At 72.9% G+C, this 16,936-nt stretch carries 11 protein-coding genes; 5 read left to right on the plus strand and 6 right to left on the minus strand.

Annotation, left to right across the window (positions count from 1 at the left end):
- Positions 1-105: 105 nt before the first annotated feature.
- The 4 genes from ACFZAX_RS14370 to ACFZAX_RS14385 all read right to left on the minus strand — a co-directional run bounded on the left by ACFZAX_RS14370 (position 106) and on the right by ACFZAX_RS14385 (position 6,074).
- Positions 106-2,277, minus strand: coding sequence for a 3-hydroxyacyl-CoA dehydrogenase NAD-binding domain-containing protein (locus ACFZAX_RS14370; RefSeq protein WP_390961685.1), 2,172 nt, complete (start codon positions 2,275-2,277; stop codon positions 106-108).
- 46 nt (positions 2,278-2,323) lie between these two features.
- Positions 2,324-3,538: an acetyl-CoA C-acetyltransferase gene (locus ACFZAX_RS14375; protein ID WP_390961686.1), complete on the minus strand. Its 1,215-nt coding sequence runs from the start codon at positions 3,536-3,538 to the stop codon at positions 2,324-2,326.
- Positions 3,539-3,661: 123 nt separating this feature from the next.
- A complete protein-coding gene (locus ACFZAX_RS14380; RefSeq protein ID WP_390961687.1) occupies positions 3,662-4,804 on the minus strand; it encodes an acyl-CoA dehydrogenase family protein in 1,143 nt (380 codons plus the stop codon).
- A gap of 46 nt (positions 4,805-4,850) precedes the next feature.
- The gene (locus ACFZAX_RS14385; RefSeq protein ID WP_390961688.1) at positions 4,851-6,074 is read right to left on the minus strand and encodes a CoA transferase; all 1,224 of its coding nucleotides are present in this window, start codon (positions 6,072-6,074) and stop codon (positions 4,851-4,853) included.
- Between the two features lie 257 nt (positions 6,075-6,331).
- On the opposite strand from ACFZAX_RS14385, the gene ACFZAX_RS14390 reads away from it, so the two are divergent.
- The gene (locus ACFZAX_RS14390) at positions 6,332-7,513 is read left to right on the plus strand and encodes a saccharopine dehydrogenase NADP-binding domain-containing protein (RefSeq protein WP_390961690.1); all 1,182 of its coding nucleotides are present in this window, start codon (positions 6,332-6,334) and stop codon (positions 7,511-7,513) included.
- 41 nt (positions 7,514-7,554) lie between these two features.
- On the opposite strand, the gene ACFZAX_RS14395 is transcribed toward ACFZAX_RS14390, so the two are convergent.
- A complete protein-coding gene (locus ACFZAX_RS14395) occupies positions 7,555-8,232 on the minus strand; it encodes an endonuclease V (protein ID WP_390961691.1) in 678 nt (225 codons plus the stop codon).
- Positions 8,233-8,389: 157 nt separating this feature from the next.
- On the opposite strand from ACFZAX_RS14395, the gene ACFZAX_RS14400 reads away from it, so the two are divergent.
- From ACFZAX_RS14400 to ACFZAX_RS14410, 3 genes are all read left to right on the plus strand, one after another.
- Positions 8,390-10,093 carry a RecQ family ATP-dependent DNA helicase gene (locus ACFZAX_RS14400; protein WP_390961692.1) on the plus strand — a complete coding sequence of 568 codons (1,704 nt, stop codon included), beginning with the start codon at positions 8,390-8,392 and terminating at the stop codon, positions 10,091-10,093.
- Between the two features lie 447 nt (positions 10,094-10,540).
- The gene (locus ACFZAX_RS14405; protein ID WP_390961694.1) at positions 10,541-10,957 is read left to right on the plus strand and encodes an SsgA family sporulation/cell division regulator; all 417 of its coding nucleotides are present in this window, start codon (positions 10,541-10,543) and stop codon (positions 10,955-10,957) included.
- 190 nt (positions 10,958-11,147) lie between these two features.
- Complete coding sequence (locus ACFZAX_RS14410; RefSeq protein WP_390961695.1) at positions 11,148-12,119, plus strand: acyl-ACP desaturase; 972 nt, start codon at positions 11,148-11,150, stop codon at positions 12,117-12,119.
- Between the two features lie 75 nt (positions 12,120-12,194).
- Here the strand turns inward: ACFZAX_RS14410 and ACFZAX_RS14415 are convergent, their stop codons facing one another.
- Positions 12,195-15,596, minus strand: a complete 3,402-nt coding sequence (locus tag ACFZAX_RS14415; protein ID WP_390961696.1) for a hypothetical protein — start codon at positions 15,594-15,596, stop codon at positions 12,195-12,197.
- A 356-nt stretch (positions 15,597-15,952) separates the two neighbouring features.
- Here ACFZAX_RS14415 and ACFZAX_RS14420 point away from each other — a divergent pair, with 356 nt between their 5' ends.
- Complete coding sequence (locus tag ACFZAX_RS14420; protein WP_390961697.1) at positions 15,953-16,936, plus strand: ABC transporter permease subunit; 984 nt, start codon at positions 15,953-15,955, stop codon at positions 16,934-16,936.

Genomic DNA, 16,936 nt, shown 5'->3' on the forward strand with positions numbered 1-16,936 from the left:
CGGTACGGCAGTCCGCACAGCGGTCCGGCACGGGCGTACGCCGGGCCGTATGCCCCAAGGGCGGGCCGCCGCGGGGCGGCCCGCCCTCCGGGGGGGGCGACGGGCTCAGTCGTGGAAGGTCTCGCCCCGTTCGGCCATCTCCACCAGGCGGGCGGGGGGCAGGAAGCGGTCTCCGTACCGTTCGGCGAGCTCGCGGGCGCGGGCTACGAAGCCGGGCAGGCCGCCTTCGTAGCCGTTGACGTAGCTGAGGACACCGCCGGTCCACGGCGGGAAGCCGATGCCCATGATGGAGCCGATGTTGGCGTCGGCGACGGAGACGAGGACGTTCTCGTCCAGGCACCGGACGCTGTCCAGGGCCTCGGAGAAGAGCATCCGCTCCTTCATGTCCTCGAACGGGATCGCGGCCCCGGGCTTGCCGAAGTGCTCGCGGAGCCCCGGCCAGAGGGCGCCGCGCCGACCGGACTCGTCGTACTCGTAGAACCCGGCGCCGCCGCTGCGTCCGGGGCGTTCGAACTCCTCGACCATCCGGTCCACGACCGCGTCCGAGGGGTGCGGGGTCCAGGTGCCGCCGGACTCCTCGATGGCGCGCCGGGTCTCGTTGCGGATCTTGCGGGGCAGGGTGAGTGTCAGCTCGTCCATCAGGGAGAGCACCTTGGCCGGGTAGCCGGCCTGAGCGGCGGCCTGTTCGACGGAGGCGGGTTCGAGGCCCTCGCCGACCATCGCGACGCCCTCGTTGATGAAGTGGCCGATGACCCGCGAGGTGAAGAATCCGCGCGAGTCGTTGACCACGATCGGGGTCTTCTTGATCTGGCGGACCAGGTCGAAGGCGCGGGCCAGGGCCTCGTCGCCGGTGGCCGCGCCCTTGATGATCTCGACCAGCGGCATCTTGTCGACCGGGGAGAAGAAGTGCAGCCCGATGAAGTCGGCGGGGCGGGTGACGCCTTCGGCGAGGACGGTGATGGGCAGCGTGGAGGTGTTGGAGCAGAGCAGCGCGTCGGGGGCGACGACGTCCTGGATCTCCTGGAACACCTTGTGCTTGAGGGAGGTGTCCTCGAAGACGGCCTCGATGACGGCGTCGCAGCCGGCGAGGTCGGCGGGGTCGCCGGTCGGGGTGATGCGGGCGAGCAGCTCGTCGCGGGCGGCCTCGGTCGTACGTCCCCGGGAGACCGCCTTGGCCAGCAGCTTCTCGCTGTAGGCCTTGCCCTTGGCGGCGGCTTCGGCGGTGACGTCCTTGAGGACGACCTCGATGCCGGCGCGGGCGCAGGAGTACGCGATGCCGGCGCCCATCATGCCTGCGCCGAGCACGGCGACCTTGCGGACGGTGCGGCGCTCGACGCCCTCGGGCCTGCTGGCACCGGAGTTGACGGCTTGGAGGTCGAAGAAGAACGCCTGGATCATGTTCTTGGCGACCTGGCCCGTGACCAGTTCGGTGAAGTAGCGGGCCTCGATGGTCTGCGCGGTCTCGAAGTCGACCTGCGAGCCCTCGACGGCCGCGGCGAGGATGTTGCGGGGCGCGGGCATCGGAGCCCCGGCGATCTGCTTCTTGAGGTTGGCGGGGAAGGCCGGGAGGTTGGCGGCGAACCGTGGGTTCGACGGGGTGCCGCCGGGAATCCGGTATCCCTTCACGTCCCAGGGCTGCTGGGACTCGGGGTGGGCGTCGATGAAGGCGCGGGCCTTGTCCAGCATCTCCTCGCGGGTGGCGGCCACTTCGTGGACGAGGCCGTTCTCCAGGGCGCGGGCCGGGGTGTACTGGGTGCCCTGGAGCAGCACCTTGAGCAGGGCGTCGGCGATGCCCATGAGGCGTACGGTACGGGTGACGCCGCCGCCGGCCGGGAGCAGGCCGAGGGTGACCTCGGGGAGACCGATGCGGGAGCCGGGCGCGTCGAGTGCGATCCGGTGGTGGCAGGCGAGGGCGATCTCGTAACCGCCTCCGAGCGCCGCGCCGTTGATGGCCGCGACCACCGGAATACCGAGGGTCTCGATGCGGCGCAGGGAGCGCTTGATGGCCATCCCGGTGTCGAAGACGGCTTGGGCGTCCTCGGGCCGGGCCCGGATCATCTCCTTGAGGTCTCCCCCGGCGAAGAAGGTCTTCTTCGCGGAGGTGACGACGATGCCGCGGATGGTCTCCTTCTCGGCCTCGGCGCGGTCGGCGATCGCCGCGAGGGACCGGGTGAAGGCCCGGTTCATCGTGTTGGCGGACTGGTCCGGGTCGTCGAGGACGAGGGTGACGACGCCGGCCCCGTCCTCTTCCCAGCGGATGGTGGTGCTCTCGGTCATGGGTTCTTCTCCGTAGGCAGCGGGCGTGGCGGGAGGGCGGGGCCGGTCAGACGCGTTCGACGACGGTGGCGACGCCCATGCCGCCGCCCACGCAGAGGGTGACGAGTCCGTACCGCAGGTCGCGCCGTTCGAGTTCGTCGACGACGGTGCCGAGGATCATCGCGCCGGTGGCGCCGAGGGGGTGGCCGAGCGCGATGGCTCCGCCGTTGACGTTGACCTTGTCGAGGCTGACGCCCATGTCGCGGACGAAGCGCAGCACCACTCCGGCGAAGGCTTCGTTGATCTCGATCAGGTCGATGTCGTCGATGGTCAGTCCGGCCTTGGCGAGCGCCTTGCGGGAGGCGGGGGCGGGGGCGGTCAGCATGATGGTGGGCTCGGAGCCGGAGACGGCGGCGGAGACGATCCGGGCGCGCGGGGTGAGCCCGTAGCGCTCGCCGACCTCCTTCGAGCCGATCGCGACGAGCGCGGCGCCGTCCACGATCCCCGAGGAGTTGCCGGCGTGGTGGACATGGTCGATCTTTTCGACCCAGTGGTACTTCTGCAGGGCCACCGCGTCGAAGCCGCCCATCTCGCCGATGGCGGCGAAGGAGGGCTTGAGGGCGGCGAGCGAGTCGGCGGTGGTCCCGGGGCGCAGGTGCTCGTCGTGGTCGAGGACGACGAGGCCGTTGCGGTCCTTGACGGGAACCACCGAACGGGCGAAGCGGCCCGCCTTCCACGCCTCGGCGGCACGCTCCTGGGAGAGGGCGGCGTACTCGTCGACGTCGCGGCGGGAGAAGCCCTCGACGGTGGCGATGAGGTCGGCTCCGATGCCCTGCGGGGCGAAGCCGGTCTCGAAGCTGGTCATCGGGTCCATCGCCCAGGCCCCGCCGTCCGAGCCCATGGGGACGCGTGACATGGACTCGACGCCACCGGCGAGGACGAGGTCCTCCCAGCCCGAACGGACCTTGGCGGCGGCGAGGTTGACGGCTTCGAGGCCGGAGGCACAGAAGCGGTTCTCCTGGACGCCGGCGACGGAGTCCGGGAGTCCGGCGGCGATGGCCGCGATCCGCGCGATGTCGGAGCCCTGGTCGCCGAGCGGGCTGACGACACCGAGGACGATGTCGTCGATGGCCGCCGGGTCCAGGCCGGGAAAGCGGGCGCGGATCTCGTGGATGAGGCCGACGACCAGGTCGATCGGCTTGGTGCCGTGCAGGGCCCCATTGGCCTTGCCGCGTCCGCGCGGGGTGCGGATCGCGTCGTAGACGAACGCTTCGGTACTCAAGACAACAGCCTTTCGGGGGGGGCGGGCTTCGGGGTGTGCGAGGGTGCGTGCGGCACTCGGGGGGCGGGCGCGCGGCAGCGGCAGCGGCAGCGGCAGCGGCAGCGGCAGCGGTGCGTACGGCAGTCAGGACAGCAGGGAGCGCCCGATGATCTCCTTCATGATCTCGGTCGTCCCGCCGTAGATCGTCTGGATGCGTCCGTCGGTGAAGGCCCTGGCGACCGGGAACTCGGCCATGTAGCCGTACCCGCCGTGCAGTTGCAGGCAGCGGTCGGCCACCCTCTTCTGGAGTTCGGTCGCCCACCACTTGGCCATCGAGGCGTGCACCGCGTCGAGCGCGCCCTCCGCGTGCTCGACGATGCAGCGGTCGAGGAAGGTGCGGGTGACGGCGCATTCGGTGGCCATCTCGGCGATCTCGAAGCGGACGTGCTGGAGTCTGGCGAGCGGCCGGCCGAACGCCTCGCGCTCCTTGACGTACCGGGTGGTGATCTCCAGCAGGTGTTCGGCGGCGGCGATGCCGGCGACCGCGATCCCCATCCGTTCCTGGGCCAGGTTGGTCATCAGGTGGAGGAAGCCGCCGTGGAGTTCGCCGAGGAGGTTCTCCTTGGGGACGCGGACGTCGTGGAAGAAGAGTTCGGCGGTGTCCTGGGACTTCTGGCCGATCTTGTCGAGGTTGCGGCCGCGTTCGAAACCCGTCGCGCCGCGTTCGACCACGAGCAGCGAGAGGCCCTTGGCCCCGCCTTCCGGTGACGTACGGGCGACGACGACCACCAGGTCGGCGAGGATGCCGTTGGAGATGAAGGTCTTGGACCCGTTGAGCAGCCAGTGGTCGCCCCGGTCCTCGGCGGTCGTACGGATGCCCTGAAGATCGGAGCCGGCCCCCGGTTCGGTCATGGCGATGGCGGTGACGGTCTCGCCGGAGCAGAAGCCCGGCAGCCAGCGCCGCTTCTGCTCGGGGGTGGAGAGGCCGGTGAGGTAGGGCCCGACTATGTCGTTGTGCAGGCCGAGCGCGAGGCCGCTGACGCCCGCCCGGGTGAACTCCTCGGCCAGTACGGCGCTGTAACGGAAGTCGTCGTTGCCGCCCCCGCCGAACTCCTCGGGGACGGCGAGGCCGAGCAGCCCCTGCCGGCCCGCCGCGCGCCACGCCTCGCGCGAGACGATGCCGTCCTTCTCCCACTGTGCGTAGTGCGGGAGGACCTCCTTGGCGAGGAAGGTACGGACGGTCTCGCGGAACACGTCGTGTTCGGCGGCGAAGATCTGCCGTTTCACCGGGCCTCCTGGAGTGGGTGTCGGATGGTGCGCGCCGGTCTCGCCCTCATCCCTGAACCTCCTTCGGCGGTGCCCGGAACGGCTCCGGCGCGCCTCGGCCCCCGAGGGCTTGCGGGGCGTCTCGACCGGGCGTTGCCGGCACGTCCCCGTCCCCGGGCAGTTCCGGCACGCCCCACTCCGCGGCCACCGACGCGGCGCCGCTGCCGGGCAGGGCGGGGGCGCTCCGGACGGCGGTGGGGGTGGCGGAGAAGCGCGGGGCGGGGGCGGGCTGGGTGATCCCGGCGTGTTCCACGAAGGTGGCGCGGGCGGCGAGATGCGGGTGCCCGGGCGCTTCGCGGAGGGAGAGGACCGGGGCGACGCAGGCGTCGGTGCCCTCGAACACTTCGGTCCACTCGGCGCGGGTACGGGTGCGGAAACGGTCCGCGACCGCGGTGCGCAGCTCCGCCCAGCGGGAGAGGTCCGCACGGTCGGGCGCCTCTCCGGCGATGCCGAGGAGCGCGGTGAACTCGTCGTAGAACCGCTGTTCCAGCGGCCCGACCGCCATGGCCTCGCCGTCGGAGGTCGCGTACGTGCCGTAGAAGGGGCAGCCACCGTCGAGGAGGTTGGAGCCACGCCTGTCCTGCCAGGCGTCGGCCGCCAGCATGCCGTGGATCATGGTGGCGAGGTGGGCGGCGCCGTCGACGATCGCCGCGTCCACGACCTGCCCGCTCCCGCCGGGGGTACGGGCGTGCTGGAGGGCGGCCAGTACGCCGACCACGAGGTAGAGGGAGCCGCCCGCGTAGTCGCCGAGCAGGTTGGCCGGGACGGCCGGGGGTTCGCCGGGGCGGCCGATCATGGAGAGGGTGCCGGTGGGCGCGAGGTAGGAGACGTCGTGGCCGGCACGCTGGGCGAGCGGGCCTTCCTGACCCCAGCCGGTCATCCTGCCGTAGACGAGCCGGGGGTTGCGGCCGAGGCAGGCGTCGGGGCCCACCCCGAGACGTTCCGCGACCCCGGGGCGGTACCCCTCGACGAGGATGTCGGCGCGTTCGGCGAGGGCGAGGACGGCCGAGGCACCCGCGTCCGTCTTGAGGTCGAGCAGGACGGAGCGCTTGTTGCGGTTGGTCAGATCGAGGGCCGGGTCGATGCCGAGGGCGGCCCCGCCGGGCCGGTCCACCCTGACCACGTCGGCACCGAGGTCGGCCAGGAGCATCGCGGCGAACGGACCGGGGCCGATGCCCGCCAGTTCGACCACGCGCACTCCGGACAGGGGCCCGTTCCCCGACGCGGTCATCAAGCCCCCAGCGGTGTGACACAACCGATGTAACATCGACGATGCTAAGAACGACCGCCGCTCCGCACAAGGCTTTTGGCCGAGCGACCGCTTAGTTTCCACCTCTCCCATGGTGCACCGTCACATGCGGTTCCGCCCCGAGTGCCACGCGTCACCCCGCGACCGGAGTGGTTCACCGGTCGCCGGTCGCGGGACTACCCTCGGCTGCCACCCACCCGGAGCCGGCACTTCGACGACACGCCCCAGCGGAGGCACGCATGAAGAGGCACCACAAACCGGAGCGTCCCTACGACGTCGTCCTGTACGGCGCCACCGGCTTCGTCGGCACACTGACCGCCGCATACCTCGCGGCGCACGCCCCCGACGGGCTGCGCTGGGCGCTGGCCGGGCGCAGCCGCGAGAAGCTGGAGCGGCTGCGCGCGGGGCTCGCCGTGAAGGGCCCGGAGCCCGGACTGCTCGTCGCCGACGCCGACGAACCCACCGCACTGCGGGAACTCGCCTTGTCCGCACGGGTGGTGGCCACCACGGTCGGCCCCTTCCTGCGTTACGGGAACGCGCTCGTCGCGGCCTGCGCCCGGGCCGGTACGGACTACCTGGACCTCACCGGCGAGGCCGAGTTCATCGACCGGACGTGGCTCGAGCACGACGGGACCGCCCGGGAGACCGGAGCGCGCCTGGTGCACGCCTGCGGCTTCGACTCGGTACCTCACGACCTCGGCGCGTACTTCACCGTCCGGCAGCTGCCCGAGGGCGTGCCGCTGACGGTCGACGCCTTCGTCCGCGCCCACGCGGTGTTCTCCGGCGGTACGTTCGCCTCCGCGGTGAACGCGATGGGCCGGGGACCGCAGATGCTGGCCGCCGCCCGGGAACGCCGGGAGCGCGAACCCCGGCTCACCGGCCGCCGCGTCCGGACCCCGCTGGGGGCCCCGCACTTCAGCGGGGAGACCGGAACCTGGGCCCTCCCGCTGCCGACCGTGGACCCGCAGATCGTGGGCCGTTCGGCGCGCGCCCTGGAACGTTACGGCCCCGACTTCCGCTACCGCCACTTCGCCTCGGTGAAGCACCTGCCGGTCGCGCTGGGCGGCACGGCGGGCGTGATTTCCCTCGTCGCCGCGGCTCAACTTCCCTTTGTGCGGGTTTGGATGACGGATCGTTACCAGTCGGGCGACGGGCCCGACGAGGAGCGCCGCAGTCGGAGCAGGTTCACCGTCCGGTTCGTCGGGGAGGGGGGCGGCCGACAGGTCTTCACCGAGGTCTCGGGCGGCGACCCGGGATACGACGAGACGGCGCGGATGCTGGGCGAGGCCGCCCTCTGCCTCGCCCTCGACGATCTGCCGGAGGCCTCGGGCCAGGTGACGACGGCGGTGGCGATGGGCGATGCCCTGCTGGAACGACTGCGGGCCTCGGGGCTGGGTTTCCGGGTGGCGGCCCGCCGCTGAAGACGGGGCCGCAGCTCCCCCGCTCAGCCCGTAGCTCCCGCTCAGCCCGCCGCTTCCCGCAGAGCTCGCCGGCAGAGCGCGTCGGCCCGGCGGGTGGTCTCGGGCTGGCGGAACCCCCGGGTCAGCGCCAGGGTGTGGGCGCAGGCGGTGTCCAGCGAGGTGCGGTGGCCGACGGAGACGAAGACCGGCTTGGTGCCGTCCCGGGTACGCAGGGCCCGGCCGACCTCCTCCGTACCGTCCAGCAGCGGGGAGGAGTCGCCGCGCTTCGGGCCGGGCGGTTCGTACGCGAAGGTGAAGGGGTTCTTGGCGACACCGATGACGGGGAGCCCGGTCAGCACCCCGAGATGGCTGGCGAGTCCGAAGCGCCGGGGGTGGGCCAGCCCGTATCCGTCGCAGACGACGAGGCCTGGGTCGGCCGTGAGCGACTCCAGCGCGGCGAGCACCGTGGGTATCTCCCGGAAGGCCAGCAGCCCGGGGACGTACGGGAAGGTGACCCGGCCCACGGCGGTGGTCTCGGCGACCACATCGAGGGTGGCGGCGTCCAGCACCACGGCCGCCGCGACGACGAGGTCCCGCTCGTCGTCGTAGGCGACGTCCACCCCGGTGGCGTGGCCCCGTCCGGGGGCAGGTCCGGAGTCCTCGGTCACCACCCGGTCGCGCAGGCGGTCCTGGACGGCCCGCGCCTCGGCTGCGTCGGCGGGCACGGCGAACGTCGTCATGACGGCCGAGTTTAGAGCCTCTCGTACGGACCGGGCCCGGCATGATCCGAACGAAAGCCCTGAGGCGCGCCGCTACCGCGCGTCAACGGGGGTACGAGGAGCGCCACGAGGGCTCCCGGTTCGCGGGTTTTGCCCCGGCTCGCTGTCGAGGAGTGTCATGGTGGCTGTTTCTTCGCGGCGTCTTCAGGACGTCGCGCGGGATGTGTTCGGCTGGGACCGGCTTCGGCCGGAGCAGACGATGGCGATGGAAGCCGTGATGGAGCGGCGCGACACGCTGGTCGTCATGCCCACGGGCGCCGGGAAGTCGGCCGTCTACCAGGTGCCGGGGGTGCTCCTTTCGGGTCCGACCGTGGTGGTGTCGCCGCTGATCGCGCTCCAGCGCGACCAGGTCCAGGGGCTGCTGCGTCGCACCGGGACGGATGCGGCGGCGGTGAACTCGACGCAGACCGGAGGCGAGAACGCCGCGGTGTGGGACAGGATCAGCGCGGGGGACGTCGACTTCCTCTTCCTCGCCCCGGAGCAGCTGGCGAAGGACGAGGTGGTCGAGCAGCTCGCGGCCGCGGAGCCGGCACTGTTCGTCGTGGACGAGGCGCAGTGCGTGTCCTCCTGGGGCCACGACTTCCGGCCCGAGTACCTGAGGCTCGGCCAGGTGCTCCAGCGGATCGGGCGTCCTCCGGTGCTCGCTCTGACGGCGAGCGCCGCCGCCCCCGTGCGGGCCGACATCGTCGCGCACTTGGGGATGCGGGACGTGCGGGAGGTCGTCACCGGCTTCGACCGCCCGAACATCCATCTGGAGGTCATTCCGTTCCGGGACGCGGCGGTCAAGGCGCGGGCCGTGGTCGAGCGCGCCGCGGCGGAGCCCAAACCGGGGCTGGTGTACGCGGCGACGCGGCGCGAGGCCGAGGAGTACGCGAACGAGCTGAGCCTGCTCGGGCTGGACGTGGCGGCGTACCACGCGGGACTTCCCGCGCAGGAGCGCGGCGACGTGCACGACCGCTTTCTGGCGGGTGCGCTGGACGTGGTGGTGGCGACGTCCGCGTTCGGGATGGGTATCGACAAGCCGGACGTGCGCTTCGTGCTCCACGCGTCCGTGCCCGGGTCCCTGGACGCCTACTACCAGGAGATAGGCAGGGCCGGACGGGACGGCGAGCAGTCCCGGGCGATCCTCGCGTACCGGCCTCAGGATCTCGGCCTTCAGCGCTTCTTCTCGGCGGGCCGCCCCGATCCGGACACCGTCACCCAGGTGGCGCGCACGCTGGCGGAGCACGACGGCCCCGTGCACCCCAGCGACCTGCGGGCCGAAACGCATCTGACGGCGAGCCGGCTGACGGCGGTCGTCAACCTGCTGGAGCAGGTCGACGCGGTACACACCACCGGGCGGGGCGACGTGGAACCGGCCCCGGGCATCGACCCGGCCCACGCCGCGCAGCAGGCGGTCGAACTGGGCGACGCCCACCAGCAGCTCGAACGCTCCCGGGTGGACATGATGCGTGGCTACGCGGAGACCACCGGCTGCCGGCGCCGCTTCCTCCTCGGCTACTTCGGACAGGTCCGGGACGAGGCCGAGGGGTGCGGCTCCTGCGACGTGTGCGAAGCGGCCGAGCTGTCGCGGGAGGGCGCGGCGCCCGGTCCGGCGGTCCTGGCCGGCACGGGCGGGCGGATACCCGCCCCGGCCGGCGAGGAGACGGCCGGAGGCGGCCACCCCTACCGCCCCGGCACCCGGGTCCGGCACCAGCACTGGGGAGAGGGTTCGGTGATGAGCGAGGAGGACCGGAGTCTGACCGTGCTCTTCCAGACGGTCGGCTACCGCACCCTGTCGCTGGAGGTCGTGCGGGAGCAGGGGCTGCTCGACGTGTGCTGACCCCGGGGCTGCGCGCCTGCGCCGGTCCCCCGATTGCTCGCCTGTGCCGGTCCCGGGGCTGCGCGCCTGTGCCGGTCCCCGGGCTGCTCGCGTGTGCCGGTCCCGGGGCTGCTCGCGTGTGCCGGTCCCCCGACCGGGCGCACCGGCGCCCCTGTCCGGCGGGGGTTCCGCCCGGAGGGTCCCGTGATGTCCCGACTCTCCGTGGATGGGTGGCTCACGGCCCCTGTCCCGTCGGCGGCCGGGCCGTGCGACCGGTGGCCGTGCGTTCCCGTCGTCCGCGTACGGGCGGGACGCACGGGATGGACGGGCACTTCCCGGGCAGATGATCAGTCCCGGGGGTTTCGGCGGTGACACAGCTCACGCCCCGGGTCGGTGCGCGGATCGCGGTGTTCCGTCGTCTACTCCAGTGCCGGAGTCCGTTCGTCCAGCCGTGCGAGGGAGCAGGTCTTGTCCAGCCTTATCGAGCAGCCCGTACAGGCCCGCATGGTCGCGTCCGTTCCACGGATGGCGACGCTGGCCGCCACCCTGCGGTACGACCGCGCCCATCCTTTCGCGGTCCGGATCGCGTTCCCGGCCAGGGCCACGCTGGAGGGCACGGACGTTTCGTGGGAGTTCTCCCGGGAGCTGCTGGCCCGGGGCGTGGACGCGCCCGCCGGCCTCGGAGACGTGCGGGTGCGTCCGTTCGACCCGTTGCGGACCGCGCTCGAGTTCCACGCCGCCGAGGGCATCGCGATGGTGCACGTCCGCACCTCGGAGCTGCGTCGATTCCTGAGGCGGGCGGAGGAGTTGGTGCCTGTGGGCGACGAGCACCGGTTCCTGGACCTCGACCGGGAGCTGGCGGAGTTCCTGGGCGACAATCACTGAGCGGGAACCCGGCCCCGGCTGTCCGCCGCAGCGGTTTCCCGCCTCGCGGGGGCCTCTCCGGAACCCGTCCGGGAGGTCGCCGGGACCGGTTCCGGCACCGGTCAGGCTTGGCTGAGGGCTTACCTGCGCTTAACCTACGGACACGTAACCTACGAAGCCGTAGGTAAATCTCCCGTCCCCAGGAGCACCCGTGACGATCACCTCTCCCCACCTCGGCAGTTCGAAGGCGTGGACCGACGCCCAGCTGCTGTACGCGTTGGAAGAGGTGGTGGAGAAGGAACTCAACCGCCATCTCAAGGTCGCCAAGGACTGGATGCCCCACGAGTACGTCCCGTTCTCCGACGGCCGGAACTTCCCGGGCGTCTTCGACGACGGCGAGGCGTGGGCTCCCGACCAGTCCAAGGTCACCGACATCGGCAAGATCGCCCTCGTGGTGAACCTGCTGACCGAGGACAACCTCCCCAGCTACCACCACGAGATCGCCTCGCTCTTCGGTCGCGACGGCGCCTGGGGCACCTGGGTGCACCGCTGGACGGCCGAGGAGGGCCGCCACGGCATCGTGATGCGGGACTACCTGCTGACCTCGCGCGCGGTCGACCCGGACAAGCTGGAGCAGTTCCGCATGGCGCACATGGCGGAGGGATTCGAGTCCGACAACCGGCACTCGATGCTGCACTCCGTGGCGTACGTCGCCTTCCAGGAGCTGGCCACCCGTGTCTCGCACCGCAACACCGGCCACCAGTCGGGGGACCCGGTCTGCGACCGGATGCTCGCGCGGATCGCCACCGACGAGAACCTGCACATGGTCTTCTACCGGAACCTCCTGGGCGCCGCCTTCGAGCTGGCCCCGGACCTCACCATGCAGGCCGTCCGGGACGTGGTCGTCAACTTCCGGATGCCCGGACACGGCATGCCCGGCTTCGAGCGGGCCGCCGCGCAGATGGCGATCGGCGAGATCTACAACATGCGCATCCACCACGACGACGTGATCCAGCCCGTGCTGCGTTACCTGAAGGTCTTGGAGATCGACGGGCTCGGCCCGGAGGGGCTCCAGGCGCAGGAGGAGCTCGGCCTGTACATGGGCGGCCTGGACAGCGAGGCGTCGAAGTTCGACGAGAAGCTCGCGGCGCGCAAGGCCCGCGTGGCGGCGCGCGGACGCTGAGGCCCGCACGGCGGCCGCCCCTCCGCCACCGGCCACCGGCCGCCACTCCGCCACCCGTCCACCATCCCGGCGCGGTCACTCCGGCGCGGTCCACTCCTCGTACGCGGCGTCCCGGACGTCCGCCGCCGCGTGCTGGCGCAGTATCCGCAGCTGGGTGCGCCAGGGCGCTGCCCACTCCGTGCTCCGGCCACCGGCCACCGTGAGCGCGACGGCGAACAGCCCCTGCGCGGGGCCGCCGCCGGTCGCGGTGAGCCGGCCCGCCACCGTGAGGAGGACGTCGGGGTCCGCGCCCCCGTGCCGCCGCGCCGCCACGAGATGGCCGAGGAGGGTGCGGGCGGTCCTGGCGGCCAGCGCGGGCCGGCCGTCGTGCAGGGCGGCGAGCCGGACGAGGCCCGTGTGGAGGGTGTCGGGGTCGGTGGCGTACGCGTCGACGGCCCGGACGAGGAGAGCGGCGGCCTGCGGCACGGTGTCGCGGTGCGCGGCGAGGCGGTCCGCCGCGCCGGCGAGCACGGCGCGCTGCGTCCCGGTCGGGCTCGTGTGCCCGCCGGACAGCACCCGTACCAGGTGGACGAGGCGCTGGCGGCCCGGCCGGTCGCGGTCCGCGCCGGCGTCGTCAGCCGTGTCGTCGGTGGCCAGCAGGGTCAGCGTGCGGTTCAGGGCGTCGGCCGCCTCGGGGGTGGCCGACGCCGCGTGGACGAGCGCGTCCGCCGCGCCGGTCCAGCCGCCCCGGCGGTCGAGGTCGGTGACGGCGGCGAGCAGCACCTCGCTCGCGCCGTGGGCCCAGGGCAGCCAGTGGGCCAGCACGCGGTGGGCGGCGGCGGCCAGTTCGGGGTCCTCGGTGGTGCTCACCTCCTGGACCAGCCGGGCGAACCGGGCCCGGTGCCGCTCCGGCACCTGGTGGGGGACGGCGCGCAGCACGGCCCCGCGCAGGACCGGGGTGTCGCTCCCGGCCGCGTCGGCCAGCATCTCCCAGATCCGTTCGCTGCCGAGCAGCACGTCGGCGACCGCGACGCACGCGGCCCGTACGTCGGGGTGCTGGCCGGGCTCGCCGTAGGCGCCGGCGACCACCTCGGCCGCGCGCTCCAGCGGCAGCCGGAGGGCCGCGAGCCGCACCATCTCCTTACGGCTGGTGACCTTTCCGGTGCCGGGCGCGGTCCGTGCGGCAAGGAGCGCGACGAGGCGGGAGGGACGGACGTGCCGTGAGGCCCGGCCCGCCGCGAAGACGGCCACGCGCGCCCTGTCCCCGCCGACGTGGCCGAGCAGGCCGTCCAGCGCCTCGGCGGGTCGGTCGGTGCGGCCCAGGGCGGCGAGCGCGGCCTCGGCCACCACGACGTCCGGGGCGCCGGCCCACTTCCGCAGGGCCCCGGCGCCCGTTCCCGGTACCGCCGCCACCTGCGCGACGGCCGCCGCCCGGGTCAGCAGCGGCAGTTCCTTGTCACCCGCCGCCTTCTCCAGTCCGCGCAGGGCGGCCTTCTGCTGCCGGGGCACCCAGCGGACGGTCTCGCGGCCGACCGGCAGCGTACGGTCGGCCTCACGCGTGGCGAACCTGCCGGGCGGCACCGGCGCACCGAGCACATGGTCCAGCAGGTCGGTGCGGCGCGCGGTGACGATCCGCCGGACGGCGGGAAGGACGACGGCGGTGAGGTCCCGTTCCAGGACCTGCGCGACGCGCGCGTCGCGCTGCCGTACCGGTCGCAGCCACAGGGGGATCGCCTGGCGGGCGGTGGCCGTGTTCCCGTAGCGGACGGCCTGGCGGAGCAGCTCCTGGAGTTCGTCCATGCCCTCGGCTCGGCGGCCGACGGCCTGGGCGAGCGCCAGCACGAGTTCGTAGTCCGACTTGTCGGCTCCTGCCTCCAGCCAGGGCCGGAGCGCTTCGAACACGAGGTGTTCCTGCCCCTTGCGCAGGGTGCGGTCGAGCCGTCCCAGGTCGGCGGCGCCCGTGGTGCCGGAGAGCCGGACGAGGGTGCGCAGGGACCAGCTGACGAGCGCGCGGCGGCCGGTGACGGCGTGCTCGCGCAGGACGGCCACCGCGAGGGAGGAGAGGAAGGAGCGGGTGGCGGCGGAGGAGTCGCGGGCCTCGACGGCGTCGGCGGCGATCCGGTCGAGCAGGGGCTCCGAGGCGGCCGTGAAGAGGGTGGGCGGGGTGGCGCGGAGGGCGCACAGCGCGGCGGTGCGCACGGGTTCCTGTTCGTTGCGCAGCCGCCCCATGTCGTCGAGTACGGCGTGGACGGTGGCGGGCTCACCGGAGCGTCCGGCGTTGCGGATCAGCAGGCTCCAGGCCGTCGCGCGGTCCTCGGCGGCCGGCCGCCGGGTCGCGGTGAGAAGGCGTTCGCGGACCTCTTCGGGCGGTAGGTACGACTCGGCGAGCAGGACGGTGTCCCAGGGTTCGCCGTGGTCGCGGGCCCACGCGGCCATGCTCCGGGCGGTCGCGGCGACCCGGTTGCGCGGCAGGGCGCCGAGCACGGCGGCGTCGACCGGTGTTCCGGTGGCGCTGCCGGTGTCGCGGCCGGTGACGGACCCGTGGAACCCGGCCCGGCGGCCGGGCGGCAGGGCGCGCATCAGCCGGGCGAGTGCGGCCGAGTCGTCCCTCAGTGTCCTGCCGAGCGCGACCAGTTCCTCTTCCGGCGCGGACCGGGCCATGCGACGCAGCAGAACGCCGCTGAGGACGCCGTGCCGGGGGAACTCCGTCCGGCCGGGGCCGAGGAACAGGCGTACGAAGCGCACCGGGTCGGCGCCGACGAGCGCACCGAGGTGACGGCGGAGGACGAAGGGGAGCCGGGCGGGCGGGTACGCCTCCAGCAGGTCGAGGACGCGGTGCGGCAGCCGGTCCGCCGCCGTCGCGACGCCCCGCGCACACCCGGACGACCACCAGCGGAGGTCGCGCCGGTCCTCCGGCAGCGCGGCGAGTTCGCGGGTCGCCTGGTCGAGACAGGCACCGGGGTGGTGGCGCCCGAGCGAGGACCAGCAGGCGGCGGCGTGGGAGAGTTCGGGCAGCAGCGCGGCCACGGTCTCCGGCGAGCAGCCGGGCAGTATCCGGGCCGCCTCGGCGTCGCCCCAGGTGCGGCGCAGGGAGACGATCAGCCGGTCGGCGAGCGCCGCGCGGCGGCTCGCGACGACCGCCCGGATGAGCCGGAGCCGTACGGCGGCGGACGCGTCGGCCATCGCCTCCTCGAACACGGAGTCGGGCACGCCGAGCCCGTCCGCCACCCGCAGCGCCTGGCCCCGGACGAAGGGGTCCTCGTCGGCGACGCGCCGGGCCACCCACTCCCGGTCGCCGCCGGCCGCCGCCGCGAGGACGGCCACGCCACGTTCGTACGGTTCACCGTCCTCCAGCTCTTCCAAAACCGGGCGGAGTTCACCGCCATCGGCCAACAGCCTTGCGCGGTGAGCGAGTTCCCGCATGCGGGCGGGGTAGGGAAGCGGGTCGAGGCCGTCGAGCAGGGCGCAGGCCAGTACCACGGGCCGGTTGTCGGTCATGGGGGGATTCTGCCGCGCCCCCACCGATCCATCGCCATGTTCGTACGTCGCGTGACGCACCCGCTCCTTTCGTACGCATCACCGAGGCCGGGCCGCTTGCCACAAGGGTGGGCACACCCCCTCCCAAGACCGCTCACATCGCCCGGAGTTCCGGTGTGATTACTACGGCGGCGTTTCGGGCTCGTGGCAGGACCACCGAAACACTGGCGCCACCGCGAGGCCCGCACCAGAATGACGGCCGCACCCCTCGGCGCACCCCCACGTCCCCCCAGAAGGTCCCCCACGCCCATGCCCACTCCCTCCCTCCCCCGGCGCACTCGCCCCGTCCCGCCCCACGGGCCACGGAGGCGGTGCACATGCTCCGCCATGTGACGCGAAAGATCGCGGGCTGGCTGCTGATGATCGCCGTCGCGACCAATGCGACCTATTTCCTGGCCAGTTGGTTTCTCGACCCGCGGTCGAACTTCAAGGAGCTGCGCCCCGCGCGCAGCGAGGCGCAGATCGACCGGGCCCTCGCTCCCTACAACCTGGATCCGCGGGTGCCGGTGGTGCACCGATGGTGGGACTGGCTCACCTCGGTGGTGCTCCACTTCGACTGGGGGAAGTCCCCCACCGGCGTCCGGGTCAACGGGGAGGTCGGATACCGGTCCCTGGTCAGCGCGGAGTTGGTGCTCATCGCGACGGTGCTGTCCGTGGTGATCGGTGTGGGGCTCGGGGTGTACACCGCCTCCCGGCAGTACGGCTGGGCGGACCGGGTCTCGCAGGCCGTGTCCATCGCGGTGTTCAACGTGCCCACGTCGGTCGCCGCGCTCGCGGTGGTCTTCGTCGCCATCTGGTTCAACCAGCACGCGGGCGTGCACTTCCTCCCCGTGGCGGGTGAGAACTCCCCGGGTGTCGAAGGGGTGTTGCCGACGATCGGCGACCGCCTCCTCCATCTCGTCCTGCCGACGCTCACGCTGACCCTGATGGGCTACGTCGGCTACCACCTGACGCAGCGCTCGCTGCTGCTCGACACCATCGACGCCGACTTCGTGCGGACCGCCCGGGCCACCGGCCTCACCAGGGCCCAGGCCGTCCGACGGCACGCCCTGCGGGCCGCCCTCATTCCCACGGCGACCTCCGTGGCGTTCAGTGTCCCGGCCCTCTTCACCGGCGCCGTCATCACCGAGACGATCTTCGGCTGGAACGGCATGGGGCGCTACTTCGTCCAGACCATCAGCAAGAACGACGTGCACGGCGCCGTCGCCACGGCCGCCTTCGCCGCGGCGCTGACCGCGATCGGGGCGGTCCTCGCGGACATCACCGTCGTCTTCCTCGATCCGAGAGTGCGGGTGAGCTGA

Origin of the sequence: Streptomyces sp. NPDC008125, assembly GCF_042957125.1 — a bacterium.
Classification (GTDB): domain Bacteria; phylum Actinomycetota; class Actinomycetes; order Streptomycetales; family Streptomycetaceae; genus Streptomyces.